Annotated in this window: 12 protein-coding genes; 6 read left to right on the top strand and 6 right to left on the bottom strand. The window is 70.6% G+C overall.

Annotated elements, in window-relative coordinates:
- Nucleotides 1–16: 16 nt before the first annotated feature.
- Together E1287_RS46370 and E1287_RS18050 are read right to left on the bottom strand one after the other, a co-directional pair.
- On the bottom strand, nucleotides 17–655 hold the full coding sequence (locus E1287_RS46370; protein WP_279505460.1) for a TetR family transcriptional regulator: 639 nt from the start codon (nucleotides 653–655) through the stop codon (nucleotides 17–19).
- Complete coding sequence (locus tag E1287_RS18050; protein ID WP_131966118.1) at nucleotides 652–1536, bottom strand: sugar phosphate isomerase/epimerase; 885 nt, start codon at nucleotides 1534–1536, stop codon at nucleotides 652–654. The genes E1287_RS46370 and E1287_RS18050 overlap by 4 nt, the downstream gene beginning before the upstream one ends.
- Before the next feature lie 133 nt (nucleotides 1537–1669).
- Between E1287_RS18050 and E1287_RS18045 the strand changes: the two genes are divergently transcribed.
- The 4 genes from E1287_RS18045 (at nucleotide 1670) to disA (ending at nucleotide 6428) form a co-directional block, all read left to right on the top strand.
- Complete coding sequence (locus tag E1287_RS18045; RefSeq protein ID WP_131966117.1) at nucleotides 1670–2368, top strand: class I SAM-dependent methyltransferase; 699 nt, start codon at nucleotides 1670–1672, stop codon at nucleotides 2366–2368.
- Nucleotides 2369–2484: 116 nt separating this feature from the next.
- The gene (locus tag E1287_RS18040) at nucleotides 2485–3636 is read left to right on the top strand and encodes an alpha/beta hydrolase (protein WP_131966116.1); all 1152 of its coding nucleotides are present in this window, start codon (nucleotides 2485–2487) and stop codon (nucleotides 3634–3636) included.
- A 135-nt stretch (nucleotides 3637–3771) separates the two neighbouring features.
- A complete protein-coding gene (gene radA, locus E1287_RS18035; protein ID WP_131966115.1) occupies nucleotides 3772–5232 on the top strand; it encodes a DNA repair protein RadA in 1461 nt (486 codons plus the stop codon).
- A 113-nt stretch (nucleotides 5233–5345) separates the two neighbouring features.
- Nucleotides 5346–6428 (top strand): DNA integrity scanning diadenylate cyclase DisA, encoded by a 1083-nt coding sequence (disA, locus tag E1287_RS18030; protein ID WP_131966114.1) that lies wholly within the window; start codon nucleotides 5346–5348, stop codon nucleotides 6426–6428.
- An 871-nt stretch (nucleotides 6429–7299) separates the two neighbouring features.
- Here disA and E1287_RS18025 read toward each other — a convergent pair.
- The gene (locus E1287_RS18025) at nucleotides 7300–7935 is read right to left on the bottom strand and encodes a hypothetical protein (protein ID WP_165969066.1); all 636 of its coding nucleotides are present in this window, start codon (nucleotides 7933–7935) and stop codon (nucleotides 7300–7302) included.
- Between the two features lie 69 nt (nucleotides 7936–8004).
- On the opposite strand from E1287_RS18025, the gene E1287_RS18020 reads away from it, so the two are divergent.
- Nucleotides 8005–8892, top strand: a complete 888-nt coding sequence (locus E1287_RS18020) for an A/G-specific adenine glycosylase (protein ID WP_131966113.1) — start codon at nucleotides 8005–8007, stop codon at nucleotides 8890–8892.
- A 335-nt stretch (nucleotides 8893–9227) separates the two neighbouring features.
- Here E1287_RS18020 and E1287_RS18015 read toward each other — a convergent pair whose 3' ends face one another.
- On the bottom strand, nucleotides 9228–10652 hold the full coding sequence (locus E1287_RS18015; protein WP_131966112.1) for a serine hydrolase: 1425 nt from the start codon (nucleotides 10650–10652) through the stop codon (nucleotides 9228–9230).
- A gap of 810 nt (nucleotides 10653–11462) precedes the next feature.
- On the opposite strand from E1287_RS18015, the gene add reads away from it, so the two are divergent.
- A complete protein-coding gene (add, locus tag E1287_RS18010; RefSeq protein WP_131966111.1) occupies nucleotides 11463–12449 on the top strand; it encodes an adenosine deaminase in 987 nt (328 codons plus the stop codon).
- Here the strand turns inward: add and E1287_RS18005 are convergent.
- Both E1287_RS18005 and E1287_RS18000 read right to left on the bottom strand, forming a co-directional pair.
- Nucleotides 12412–13083 carry an ArsR family transcriptional regulator gene (locus tag E1287_RS18005; RefSeq protein WP_131966110.1) on the bottom strand — a complete coding sequence of 224 codons (672 nt, stop codon included), beginning with the start codon at nucleotides 13081–13083 and terminating at the stop codon, nucleotides 12412–12414. The two genes, add and E1287_RS18005, sit on opposite strands and share 38 nt — an antisense overlap.
- Nucleotides 13084–13163: 80 nt before the next feature.
- Complete coding sequence (locus E1287_RS18000; protein WP_131966109.1) at nucleotides 13164–13580, bottom strand: VOC family protein; 417 nt, start codon at nucleotides 13578–13580, stop codon at nucleotides 13164–13166.
- Between the last annotated feature and the right edge of the window lie 107 nt (nucleotides 13581–13687).

Genomic DNA, 13687 nt, shown 5'->3' with positions numbered 1-13687 from the left:
GTCCCGGACGGGAGGGTCAGGAGACGAAGTAGCGCTGGATGGTGGGAGCCACCAGCTCGATCAGCTCGTCCTCGGTGGCGGACGCGAGCGGCTCCACGCGCACCACGTAGCGGAGGATCATCAGCCCGATCATCTGGCCCGCGGCGGCCTGGATCTGCAACGCCGGAGCTTCGGTGAACTTCGAGGCGCGGCCGAACAGGACGGTGGTGACGAACTCGCGCAGCAGCGCCGCCGCGCGCTCGTTCGTCATCGCCGAGCGGAGCATGGCGAGGATCGGCGCCCTGCGCTCGTCGTCGCCCCACACGTCCAGGAATGTGCGGACCATCAGCTCACCGAACCGGTCCCTGGGAAAGGACAGCACGCGGGGCAGCATGACGGCCGGGTCCACCGGGAAGCGCATCGCCTCGATGAACACGCCTTCCTTCGTCCCGAAGAAATGGTGGACGAGCGCGGGATCGACGCCGGCGGCGCGGGCGATCGCGCGCAGCGAGGTGCCGTCGTAGCCCTTCTCGGCGAACAGGTCGCGCGCCTCGGCGAGGATCCTCTCGCGGGTCTCGGTCGGGCCTGGCCGCCGCCCCGGCCCCCGCGACGAGCCGCTCCCGCTGCGCTTCTTGCCCGTCTGCCGCGCGTCCGGTTCGTCCACCGGCCGGGTCACCGGACGCTCCGGCGGGTGACCTCACCGGCCGGGGTGACCTCCCAGGTGCGGTCGGCGGCGGCGAGGTGCAGACGCGCGAAGGCCAGCGCCTCGGCGAGGTCCTCCATCCGCTCGACGCGGCTCGACGCGCGGCGCGTGTTGATCTCCATGACTATGTGCCCGCCGAAGCCGCTCTCGGCGAGGTTCTCCAGCATCGTCCCGCACGGCTGGTTGCCGCGGCCGGGGACGAGATGCTCGTCCTTGTTGGTGATGCCCACGCCGTCGGCGAGGTGGATGTGCCGCAGCCGGTCGCCGAGGCTCGCCGCCATGTCGAGGGGGTCGGAGCCGGAGACGGCGGTGTGCGACAGGTCGAGGGTGACGTGCGGGTAGTCCTGGTCGACGGGGTTCCAGTCGGGCAGGTACATGCCCGCCTCAGCGCCGCGCGCCTTGAGGGGGAACATGTTCTCCACCGCGAACAGCACGTCGGTCTCGTCCTGCATGCGGGCGAGGCCCTCGACGAACTCCTTGGCGTAGTCGCGCTGCCAGCGGAACGGCGGGTGGACGACGATGACCTCCGCGCCGAGCTCCTCCGCGACCTCCTTGGAACGCACCAGCTTGCCCCAAGGCTCGCGCCCCCAGACCCGCTGGGTGAGCAGCAGGCACGGCGCGTGGATCGACCGGATCGGGACCTGGTGGTAGTCGGACAGCCGGCGCAGGACGTTCAGGTCCTGGGACGAGGCGTCCGTGGAGACCATGACCTCGATGCCGTCGTAGCCCAGCAGCGCGGCGATCTCGAACGCGCTCGGTACCTTCTCCGGGTACACCGACGCGGTGGAGAGCGTGATCGGCGCGTCCGGGACGCGGAGGGCCGGTGAAGAGACGCCGTTGTGCTGCGCGGTCAAGGCTTCCTCGCCAGGAATGGTCGCTCGGCAGTTTCGTATGGGTGCTGTACGCAAAGGAAAGCCTATGCGGCCCCGGCCGTGATGAAACCCTCGCCCCGCGTGATCCTGCTTTCGGTGGCTACCCTCTGTCCCCGTGGCCGAGATCGCACCGGGCGCCGTGCCGAGCCCCAACATCTGGAACACCCCAGAGGTCTACGAACTGGAGAACCGGGCCGTCGACCCTGACGGCGTCCTGGCCGATGCGATGCGCGCGATCCGTCCGTGGAAAGGGGCGGACGTCCTCGACGTCGGCTGCGGCACCGGCTTCCACCTGCCGTTCTTCGCCGAGGACGCGAACCGCGTGATCGGCGTCGAGCCGCACAAGGCGCTCGCGTCCGCGGCCGCGCGCCGGACCCGGGGCCTGCCGAACGTCACGGTCCGGGTCGGCGCGGCGCAGGCGCTGCCGCTTCCGGACGCGTCGGTCGACGTCGTCCACGCCCGGTGGGCCTACTTCTTCGGGCCGGGCTGCGAGCCGGGCCTCGCCGAGCTGGGACGCGTCGTCCGGCACGGCGGCGCGATCTTCATCATCGACAACGACGCGACCCGGTCGACGTTCGGCCGCTGGTTCCGGCGCGGCCTGCCGAAGTACGACCCGGAGGCCGTGGAGCGGTTCTGGGCGCGGCACGGCTTCGCCCGCGAGCCGCTGACGATCCGGTGGTCGTTCCAGAGCCGGGACGATTTCGCCGCCGTCCTGGGGATCGAGTTCCCGCCCGACGTGGCGGACGCCTGCCTGCGCGAACACCCGGGGCTTGAGGTGGACTACGCCGTGAACCTGTGGTGGCGCTGCCCCTGAGCCACCGGCATGCCCCCGGGATGGCGCTTACTGGACTCGGTATACAACAATGGTCCGGAGGTGCTCGCGGCACCCGGACGGCGTGCCGCGACCTTGAGCAACGGGAGGAACCGGCCATGGACCGTGCCGCCAAACCGAGCCGCGTCACCGCTGGATCACCACCCCCGGGACGGGCTCGTCCGGGACGGGCGCCCGGAGGTGGCGCACGTCGGGGACGGGCGCTGCGCGGGGCGCTCGCCGCCACGGCGCTCGGCGCGGCCGGGGCCGGGGCCGGGCTCGCCGGGCTGACCGTCCAGCGCCGCGCCTTGCGCCGCCTGCACCTGCGCCCCGACCCGTTCGCCGGGGAGCCGTTCGGATCGCTGCGCGGACGTCCCGTCCCCGTCCGCGCCGACGACGGCACGCGCCTCTACGCCGAGATCGACGGCGACGACCGCACCGACCTCGCCATCGTGTTCTCCCACGGCTGGACGCTCACCCAGGACTCCTGGCACTTCCAGCGCAAGGCCCTGCGCGGGCTCGGCCGCCTCGTCTTCTGGGACCACCGCGGCCACGGCCGCTCCGACGGCGGCGCCCGCGAGGGCTACGCGGTCTCCCGCCTCGCCGCCGACCTCGGCGCCGTCATCGACGCGACCGTCCCGCCCGAGACGCCGGTCATCCTCGTCGGGCACTCGATGGGCGGGATGACCGTTATGCGGTACGCGGACGAGAACCCCGGCCTCATCGGCAGCAAGATCGTCGCCACCGGGCTGGTGTGCACGTCGTCCGGCGGGCTCGGCGAGGTCACCCTCGGCGCACCCGCGCTGCTCGCGCGCGCCACCCACCGTATGCTGCCCCGCGCCCTCGGCGCCCTCGGCGCCGGGTCGGGCGCCGTCGAGAGGGTCCGCCACCTCGGCCGCCGCGCCGCCATGCTCGTCGAGGACCTGATCGCGTTCGGTCCCGACGCCGGTCCCGGCGCCGTCGCGTTCGCCGAGCAGATGATGGCCGAGACCCGGATGGACGCCTTCGCCGGCTTCCTCCACTCGATGATCACGACCGACGGGATCAGCGACTGCGCGTCCCTCGCTGGCGCCGACACCCTGGTCATCGGCGCGGAACACGACCTGCTCACCCCCGCCGGGCACAGCCTCAAGATCGCCTCCTGTGTGCCGGACGCGCGGGTGGAGATCGTCCCGTCCGCCGGGCACATGGTCATGATGGAGCGTCCGAGCGTCGTCGCCGATCACCTGGGCGACCTCATCGACCGCGCCCGCAAGAACCTCTCCGCCTGACCCACGCCCGCCGGTCCACGTTGGTCTGCGCCCGCCTGCGCCCGCCTGCGCCCGCCTGCGCCCGCCTGCGCCTGCCTGCGCCTGCCTGCGCCTGGCTGCGCCCGCGTGTCAGAGGAGACCTCTACGCTTCGGCGCATGGCGAAGGCGAAGACAGCCAAGGCGGCCTACCGGTGCTCGGAGTGCGGCTGGCAGACGTCCAAGTGGGTCGGACGCTGCGGCGAGTGCCAGACCTGGGGGACGGTCACCGAAGCGGCGTCCGCGACCCCGGCGCGGGTCGTGTCCGCCGGGCCGGTCAGCACACCGGCGCGTCCGATCGGGCAGGTGGACGTGCGGTCCGCGCAGACCAGAGCCACCGGCCTGGACGAACTGGACCGCGTCCTCGGCGGCGGCATCGTGCCCGGGGCCGTCCTGCTGCTGGCCGGCGAGCCGGGCATCGGCAAGTCGACGCTGCTGCTGGAGGTCGCCGCGCTGGCGTCCACGCCGTCCGAGACCAACGTCCCAGTGGCGCGCGGATCGGAGGGCGACAAGGCGGAGGGTCAGCGCGTCCTCTATGTGACGGGCGAGGAGTCCGCCGAACAGGTCCGGCTGCGCGCCGACCGCGTCGGAGCGATCACCGACGACCTGTACCTGGCGGCCGAAACGGAACTGTCCGCGATCCTCGGGCACGTCGACGCCGTGGAACCGTCCCTCCTCGTGGTCGACTCCATCCAGACGATCGGGTCGTCCGAGGCGGACGGCGCGCCCGGCGGCGTCACGCAGATCCGGGAGGTCGCCGCCAACCTCATCCGGGTGGCCAAGGAACGCGGCATCACCGTCATGCTGGTCGGCCACGTCACCAAGGAGGGTGCGATCGCGGGGCCGCGGCTGCTGGAGCACCTCGTCGACGTCGTCCTGTACTTCGAGGGCGACCGGCACTCCCGGCTCCGCATGATCCGCGCCGTGAAGAACCGCTACGGGCCGACCGACGAGCTGGGCTGCTTCGACCTGTCCGAACTCGGCATCGTCGGCCTGCCCGACCCGAGCGGGCTGTTCCTCACCCGGCGGGACGAGCCCGTCCCCGGCACCTGCGTGACCGTGACGCTCGAAGGCCGCCGCCCCCTCGTCGCCGAGGTGCAGTCGCTGGTCGCCAAGTCGCACCTCCCGGCGCCGCGGCGCGCCACGTCCGGGCTGGACACCTCCCGCGTCGCGATGGTCCTCGCCGTCCTCGCGCAGCGCTGCAAGATCTCCATGCACGAGCAGGACGTGTACGTGTCGACGGTCGGCGGCGTCCGGCTCACCGAGACGTCCGTCGACCTGGCCCTCGCCCTCGCCGTCGCCGGGTCCACCGTCGAGCAGTCGCTGTCGGGCAGCCTGATCGCGCTCGGCGAGGTCGGGCTCGCCGGCGAGGTCCGCGTCGTGCCGGGCGTCCAGCGGCGGCTGGCCGAGGCGGCGCGGCTCGGATTCAAGCACGCCGTCGTCCCGCGCGGATCCCTCGAACTCGCCGACGGATCGCCGCTCAAACGCGCCGACCCGCAGCTCACGAGCTACGAGGGCATGAAGGTGATGGAGGTCGACAGCCTGCAACAGGCGCTCCAGGTCGCCTTTACGGCCCCGTAACCTGGGTCCCGCCAGAGTATTACCCCGCGCAGCACACGGTTGCGACCTGGGGAGGAACCAGTGCGCGGCCCTCCTCGGTAAACTGACGCCGTCCAGCGACCTCCGGGGGTCAGGTGCCATCACACGACAAGGGTCATGACGAACGCCGCCGCGCCACATTGGCCGCGGTGGCCCCGGGCACCCAGATTCGCGACGGACTGGAGCGGATCCTGCGGGGCCACACCGGCGGCCTGATCGTGCTCGGCTGGGACAAACCCGTCCAGGATCTGTGCTCGGGCGGCTTCGAACTCGACGTCGAGTTCTCCGCCACCCGGCTGCGCGAGCTCGCGAAGATGGACGGCGCGATCGTCCTCGACGACACGCACAGCCGCATCGTCCGCGCCGCCGTCCACCTCGTGCCCGACTCGACCATCCCCACCGAGGAGTCGGGGACGCGCCACCGCACCGCCGAGCGCGTCGCCCGCCAGACCGGCTTCCCCGTCATCTCGGTCAGCCAGTCGATGCACATCATTGCGCTGTACCTCGACGGCATCCGCTACGTCCTCGAAGACTCCGCCGCGATCCTGTCCAAGGCCAACCAGGCCCTGGCCACGCTCGAACGCTACAAACTGCGGCTGGACGAGGTGTCCGGCACGCTGTCGGCGCTCGAGATCGAGGACCTCGTCACCGTCCGGGACGTCAGCGCCGTCGTCCAGCGCCTGGAGATGGTGCGCCGCATCGCCGACGAGATCGAAGGCTACGTCGTCGAACTCGGCACGGACGGCCGCCTGCTGTCGTTGCAGCTCGACGAGCTGGTGTCCGGCGTCGACGTCGACCGGGAGCTGATCGTCCGCGACTACCCGTCCGACGACACCCGCGCCCGAGGCGTCAACGCCATCCTCTCCGCGCTCGACACGCTGTCCGCGACGGAACTGCTCGACCTGTCCACGGTCGCCGAGGTGATGGGCTTCGCCGGCCCGGACGCCCTCGACCTGCCCGTCAGCCCGAAGGGCTTCCGCCTCCTCGCCAAGGTCCCGAGGCTGCCGAGCATGGTCGTCGAACGCCTCGTCGAACACTTCGGCGGCCTGCAGAAACTCCTCGCGGCCAGCATCGACGACCTCCAGGCCGTCGGCGGCGTCGGCGAATCCCGAGCCCGCAGCGTCCGCGAGGGCCTCTCCCGCCTGGCCGAATCCTCAATCCTCGAACGATACGTGTAATTGGCTTTTCTCTCCTCCTTCGGGCCCTGGGGCCCTCCATCGTCGAGAAACACGGCGCGCTCGCCGGCATCGCTCCGACTCGCCTGACGGCTCGCTACACGATCGGCTTCTCGCTTCACTCGCGTCTTCGCCCCCGACCAAGCCTCCGGACGCGATCGCAACGGTTTCGGTAGTCGCATGGTTGCGGCGATGCCCGAGGCCAGCGCATTAGCCAGCCAAGGCCAGCAAGCAGATGGCTGAGGCCAGCGCAGTAGCAGGTGCGTCCGGTTGCTGCGCCGCTGCGACGACGGGCTACGGCGGCCGGCTACGGCGGCCGGTTGCAGTAGCGCCGGGCAACAAGCGCCGCCGGGCTACAGCGGCCGGTCGCAGCGGCCGGTCGCAGCGGCCGGTCGCAGCGGCCGGTCGCAGCGGCCGGTCGCAGCGGCCGGTCGCAGCGGCCGGTCGCAGCGCCGTTGCGGCGCCGGGCAGCGGCGGCCGGTTGCAGCGGCGGGTCGCGGCGGGCTGTTGCAGCGGCGGGTCGCGGCGGCCGGTTGCAACGGCGGCGGGTTCCGGCGGCCAGCTGCGACGGCGGGCTGCGGCGGCCGGTTACGGCGGCCGGTCGCGGCGGCCGGTCGCGGCGGCGCGTTGCGGCGGCAGGCTGCGGCGGCGGGGGTTGCAGCGGCAGGCTGCGGCGGCGGGTCGCGGGGGCGCGTTGCGGCAGCCGGTTACGGCAGCCGGTCGCGGCGGCGGGGGTTGCAGCGGCAGGCTGCGGCGGCGGGGGTTGCAGCGGCGGGTTGCAGCGGTGGGCTGCGGTAGGCGCAGTCGCGGGTGCTGTTGTCGGGCCGTCCGGCTCCGGCTCGCGGTTCGGTCGGCGGAGGTGCTCGGGGCCGGGTCAGCGGAGGCGGAAGATCTGCTTCTTGACCTTGTGGCCCTTCAGGTCGGCCACGTAGGTGCCCGGACGGGCGGGACTGCTGTCCTTGCAGCCGCGTGTGCGGTTCCAGGTGATGGTCTCTACGAAGGGAATGCCCCTCCGGAGCGTCTCCTTGGCTGGGTCGCCGCGACGGCATTCGGCGGACGACCAGATCCTGTCGTCGCCGGACGTCACACGGACGTCGAAGCCGCGCCCGGCGAACTCGCAGGAACCCTCGCCCGTGTTGACGACCATGATCTTGAACTCGGGACGGGCGGCGCCCGCGTAGGCGTCCCGGGACGTCGACATGCTGATCACGAGGTCGCCCTCGCGGCAAGGTCCACCGTCGTCCGACTGTCTCGGCTCCGGAGTGGCCGTCGTGGTGACGGTGACCGTCGGCATCGCCGTCGGCGGGGACCCGGGGCCGGCGCCGCCGACCGCGCCCGCGTTCCGAACCGGCCCGGACTCCCCCGAGCCGCCGGAGTCGCCGCTGCCGCCGCCACAGGCCCAAGCGAGCAGGCCGACCGCGCCGAGAACGCAGATCAAGGCGACCGCGCGGCGCCGCCAGTATTGATCGAGCCGAGAACCGTCCGTGTTACGTCCAGTATTCGCCCCCATGCGGTCAGTATGCATTCAGCGATCCGGAAAGAGGGGACGACCCGCCGCGTGCCACAATGGCGGCGCGCCATGAACACCACCACCGTGAACGCCGCCTACACCGCGCCCATCCTCGACTGGTACGAGGCGAACGCCCGGGATCTCCCGTGGCGGGCGCCGGACGCGACCCCGTGGGGCGTCCTGGTCAGCGAGATCATGCTCCAGCAGACGCCGGTGTCGCGCGTCCTGCCGGTCTGGGACGCCTGGATGTCCCGCTGGCCGACGCCCGCCGAGCTCGCGGCCGAACCGTCCGGGGAGGCCGTCCGGGCATGGGGGCGGCTCGGCTATCCGCGCCGCGCGCTGCGCCTGCACGAGAGCGCCCGCGCGATCACCGAACGGCATGGCGGCGAGGTCCCGTCATCGCACGAGGAGCTGCTGGCCCTGCCCGGCATCGGCGCCTATACCGCCGCGGCCGTCGCGAGTTTCGCGTTCAAGCAGCGGCACGCCGTCTTGGACACCAACGTGCGGCGCGTCCTGGCCAGGCTGCTGTCCGGCGACGAGTATCCGCCGAAGTCGCAGACGAAGGCCGAGGTGGAGCTGGCGGAGAGCCTCCTGCCCGTCGATCCCGCGACCGCCGCCCGCTGGGCCGTCGCCGTCATGGAGCTGGGCGCGCTGGTGTGCACGGCCCGCACGCCACGCTGCGTCGACTGCCCGGTGCTCGACAAGTGCACGTGGCAGCGGAACGGGCGTCCCGCCTACGACGGTCCACCACGCCGGGGCCAGACGTACGCGGGAACCGACCGGCAGTGCCGGGGCCGCATCCTCGCCGTCCTCCGCGACGCAGAAGGACCGGTCGCGAAACCGGCCCTCGACATCGTCTGGTCGGACGCCCCTCAGCGTGAACGCGCCCTCGACGCCCTCATCGCAGACGGCCTGGTCGACCCCTTGGAAGACGGCCGCTACGCCCTCCCCCAGTAACCACTCCCTAGCTTCGCCCCTGCAGGACACCCGTCGATCAGCAACCTGCGGACCCAACCAAGGCCCACCCCAGAACTCCGGACTTTAATCCGTAGATTGTGGGCTCGAAACCGACCTGCAGAAGCGACTCAGTCCAACCCCCTGCAGGAGGCCCGTCCAGAAGCGCCCCTTGCAGACACGACCAGGACCGACCCTGCGGTGCCGGGCAAGGACGGTCTGAGCCTCGAGAACCGATCAGAACCGGCCGACCAGGACGGACGACGCTCCACGGACCCAAGCCTGGACCGTCACGTTTGAGGGCCGGTCCTCGGGCGACCGGCCCTCAAGCGGGGGCCTCAGTTGGTGGCGGCGCGGCGCTTCTCGTAGGCGTCCATGATGCGGCCGAGCTGCGCGAACTTCTCGGTGTAGGTGAACGGGTAGATGCCGGGCGGCGTCTCAGGCCGTCCAGCATCGACATACTGCGTGCCGAGGTTCGAGAAGACGACGATCACGTAGTGGCGCCCGCCCTCGCCGCGCAGGGCCCGGACGATGCCCGCGTCGCCGGCCGAGTTGTTCACCCAGCCGGTCTTGTGCGCGAACGCGACCTCGGCCTTCTTGTTGCAGGGACGGACGTCCCGCCCGAACTTGTTGCCGTCGACGGTCACGGTGCCGTCCGCGCCGACCCAGCGGGACGGGGCGGCGTTCGGCAGGCCGGCCGCCGGGTACTTCCCACCGCACCAGTTCGTGCTGGACAGCATGTCGTTGAACCCCTGCTGCGCCAGCACGGCGCGGAAGAACTTGCGCGACGCCGGGCTCAACACGTCGTCGCTTTTCACCGGCTTGCCGTTGGGGGCCGTCCACACCGTGCCTGGGGCGCCGTTGACGAGCGTCAGCAGTTTGGCCGTGTCGAGCGAGCTCATCGTGACCTCGTTCGACCAGCGGCCGCCGTTGGACGCCCTCGTGCCCTTGAGCTGCAGCGTCTGCAGCCCGAGGTCCTGGAACGTCTGGTTCAGCGGGTCGATGGCCTTGTGGTCGTGCAGCAGCTTGATCAGGGCGCAGGACGCGGCGTTGGACGACCAGGTGAGCGACGCGTCCATGTACTTGCGGACGGTGTTACTGGTGGCCTCCCCGCACAGCGGGCTGATCTCGGTCGGCTCATAGGCGTAGGTTTCGTCCAGCGTGATCTCGCCCTTGTCGACGAGCTGCAACACCCCGAAGTTGACCATGAGCTTCAACACAGACGCGGGGTAATCGAGCATGTGGTCGAGCGGCGCGCCCTCCCTGCCCGGAACCACATCGATGGTGCCCTGACCCTTGTTCTTGTACCAGCCCGCGTCATCCCACTGGCGCCACCGCACACTCGTCGTGGACAGGTTCCGGTCGACCGGCACGATCACGCCGTTCTTGTAGGACGGGCTCATCAGAACGGTGCCGGACGAGACGGGACGACCGTGCTTGTCCAATTCGATGATGGTGGCGTCCATCTGCGGTTGCTGCACTATCGGTTTAGGGTCGGCCGTGGTGAACGGCCGTGAGCGCTGTGCCTCCTTGTCCACGGGGTTTTGCATGGTGCGGAGTTGTGCCGTGGTCGGCGGCGCGGTGTCGAGAACCTCCTGAAACCGCAACTCGTCCATGACGAGGCGCAGCCGTTCCGCGACCTTGCTCGTCTTCTGCGCGTCGGCGACGTTCGCCGCCTCAACCTGGGCCGGGCTCGCGGAACAGCCCGCCAGAGCCGCTGCGGTCAGTACCCCGATGGCCCCGTACATCCACCTGTGCTTCACCGGTTCCCCTTTCCCCGTCGGCGAAGTTGATCAGACTAGGGCCGCGCGGCCTCAGAGGAAAGCGATGTCTGAATCTTGGACTCGAACTTCCGATCGCACGAGTTCAGTGGCCGTCCCACCCAGTTGCGGCAGGTTCCCCCACCCGTGATCCAGTGGCGGACTCCATCCCGCCTACACAATCGGCGGAACCGCGCCCTGAGCAGCACTTCTGCCAACTCCGGATGTTGCCGGTATTTCACCCGTATGAGCCCGACCATCACCGCCGTCCGAATCCGCGCCAATTCTCGACCCCGGGAAGCCGTTTCCTTCCGACAGCAAAGTCGCGGCCACACGCCGTCCTTACGAGATCCAGGCCCTGACAAAGTCGCGGCCACTCGCCGTCCTTGCGAGATCCGGGCCTTGGCGAAGTCGCGGCCACTCGCCGTGCTTGTGGGGATCCGGGTCTTGGCGACGGTTTGGCTGGTCAAGGTGTAGGGGAGGTTGGCGGCGGCGAATTGCCGACGTCGCTCCCAGGCGACCATTTGCCGATGGGTGTGTGCGGGGCGGCCACGGGTGGGTGGCGCGGTTGTTGCGGGTGTCGGGCGAATCATCGGCCGGAGTTCTGCGCGACGCTCTGGCGAACCATCGCTCGGGGCGGCGACGTAGGGCGGTTGCTGGGATGTGCTTGCGTCCTATTGCGCGCCAATCGCGCGGAGCATCGTGTCCGGGAGCCCGCATACCGCGCTCGGACGGAGTCTGGTCGGGGCCTTTCGCAGGTCGGCGCCCAATAATGGTTGGGCGGGCGTGTCGGGCGTCGCGTAGCTTACGGGCGTGCGTGACCTGTTGAGCTTGTCCAAAGTCCATCTGCATGTGCATCTGGAGAGCACCGTGCGGTGGGCCACGCTTCGGGAGATCGGCGTGGCCAACGGTGTGAAGGTGCCCGATGACGTGGGCGCCTTTGGGAGCTTCGCCGCCTTCTTCGCGCAGAACGACCTCGTCCGGGCCTGCCTACGCCGCGCAGATGACTTCCGGAGGGTCGCCTTTGAGTTCTGCGAGGACGAGGCTGCGCAGGGCGTCCGCTATGCCGAAGTGTCCTTTACCGCGGCCGGCCACGGCGAGCGCCTCGGCGACCTCGGTATGCCGCTGGCCGCCGTCCTGGAGGGGCTGGACGCCGGGCGCGAAGCGTTCGGGATCGAGTGCCGCCTTATCCTCGACCACTCGCGGCGCCGGTCCGTCGAACGGGCCTGGCGGACACTCGATCTCTCGCGCCGCCACGAAGGCGTCGTCGCCGTGGGCCTCGCCGGTGATGAGAGCTACCCCGGCGATCCCTTCAACGAGGTGTTCGCCACTGCGCGAGAGGCGGGCCTGCACGTCGTTCACCATGCGGGCGAAGGCGAGGGGCCGGCGAGCATCCGCCAGGCCATCGGCCCTGGGCATGCCGAACGCCTCGGTCACGGCATCCGTGTCCTGGACGATCCGGACCTTGTCGCCGAAGTCCGCGAACGCCAGATCCCGCTGGAGGTGTGCCCGTCCTCGAATCTCGCTCTGGGTTTCGTCCCCGCCCTTGAAGATCACCCCCTTCCCCGTCTTCTTGACGCGGGCCTGATCGTGACTCTCAACACCGACATCCCTGCCCTGATCGGCACTCCCCTCAGCGCCGAGTACGCCCGTGTCCGCGACGCTTTCGGCTACGACGACCAAATCCTCGCCAGCTTGGCCCGTGCCGGCGTTGACGCCTCATTCGCCCCGTCCTCGACCAAGTCCCGACTCCACCGCGAAATCAGCGCCTGGCTGTCGGCTCTTGAGGGTGGAGGGTGATTCGGGGGGCGTTGCGGATTTCGCGGAGGAAGGGGTCGTAGTCGTCGTGCCATTGGGCCGGTGTGCGGACGACGGGATGCACCGGGAGAGCCAGGCGTGCAGCGGCTTCCTGAGCGACGTCGAATGCGACGTCTGGGGTGATGTGTCCGACGAGGAGGACCTCTACGTCGGCTGGGTGGGTGCCGGCCGGGTGTTCGTAGCGTTCCGCCCAAGCGCCGAAGAGGTGGACCTCCCGGACGGACGGCAGCCGTCCGAACTCTTCGGCCACCACCGCCGCCGGACCGAAGGTCAGCATCAGGAGGTGGGCGAGGGGCTCGTACAGCGGGCTGTCGGCGTCCCGCCTCACTAAGCGTCCGGCCAGGGTGCGGCGTAGGTCGAGGATGCCTGCCCGGGCCAGGCGCTCCACCTCGCGCATCACCGAGGCGAGGTCGGTGCGGAGCATCACCGCGAGATCGAGCATGGACATCTCGCGTTCCGGCCCCAGCAGCAGCCGCGCCAGCAGCTCGCCCTGCAGGCGCGACCGGAAGATCGGAAGCTGGGCCGGCGCGGGAGAGCGGACGTCCCGCAGGAACGCCTGCGCGACGTGGGCCTCGCGGGCGCGCCTTTCCCGTTGAGGCTCCATATTCGATCGCATGTTCGAACACTATGGGCCACCTCCGACATCTAGGGTTGCTGACGCCGGTGGTCGGAGGCACTAGAACAGCGTTCTGTGGATTACGGGCCGTCGTCGGGGTGGAGAGGCTCTTCCGGCTCTGGGAGGAAGAGGCAGAACGGGTGTCCGGCCGGGTCAAGGTAGACGCGAACGTCCTCGTCGGCCTGGAAGTCGGCCAGGACCGCACCCGTGGCTTCTGCGTGCGCGCTGGCCGCGTCCAGGTCGTCCACCTCAATGTCCAGGTGGGTCATCATCTGCTGGGAGTCGTCGGCAGCGGCGGGCCATGTGGGCGCCTTGTAGAGAGGCTCCGCTTGGAACGACAGCCCGGTGCCCCCGTTGGGCGGCCGGAGCTTCACCCAGTGAGGCTCGTCCTGAACGACCGTCCAGCCCAGGAGGCGCCTGTAGAAGGCCGCCAGAGCGTGCGGGTCTGGGGCGTCGAGGACGGGTGCGGACAGAACCATGCGCGGCGGGTGACTCATGTCGGCTCCTGCGAGTCGTTCGGTACGCCGATGCGCTGGCAATACGCGTTTGCCGCCAGCGGTACGCGCATGGTGCCCGCCGAGACACCAACCATGCGCCCGCAGCG

It is taken from the genome of Actinomadura sp. KC06 (assembly GCF_004348735.1).
Taxonomy (GTDB): domain Bacteria; phylum Actinomycetota; class Actinomycetes; order Streptosporangiales; family Streptosporangiaceae; genus Spirillospora.
This window is presented reverse-complemented; position numbering and strand designations above follow the sequence as displayed.

Coding starts and splice junctions, on each gene's coding strand:
- E1287_RS18040 (WP_131966116.1), top strand. CDS start 2,485: ATGGACCGTGCCGCCAAACCGAGCCGCGTCACCGCTGGATCACCACCC.
- radA (WP_131966115.1), top strand. CDS start 3,772: ATGGCGAAGGCGAAGACAGCCAAGGCGGCCTACCGGTGCTCGGAGTGC.
- E1287_RS18025 (WP_165969066.1), bottom strand. CDS start 7,935: ATGGGGGCGAATACTGGACGTAACACGGACGGTTCTCGGCTCGATCAA.
- E1287_RS18020 (WP_131966113.1), top strand. CDS start 8,005: ATGAACACCACCACCGTGAACGCCGCCTACACCGCGCCCATCCTCGAC.
- E1287_RS18005 (WP_131966110.1), bottom strand. CDS start 13,083: ATGCGATCGAATATGGAGCCTCAACGGGAAAGGCGCGCCCGCGAGGCC.
- E1287_RS18000 (WP_131966109.1), bottom strand. CDS start 13,580: ATGAGTCACCCGCCGCGCATGGTTCTGTCCGCACCCGTCCTCGACGCC.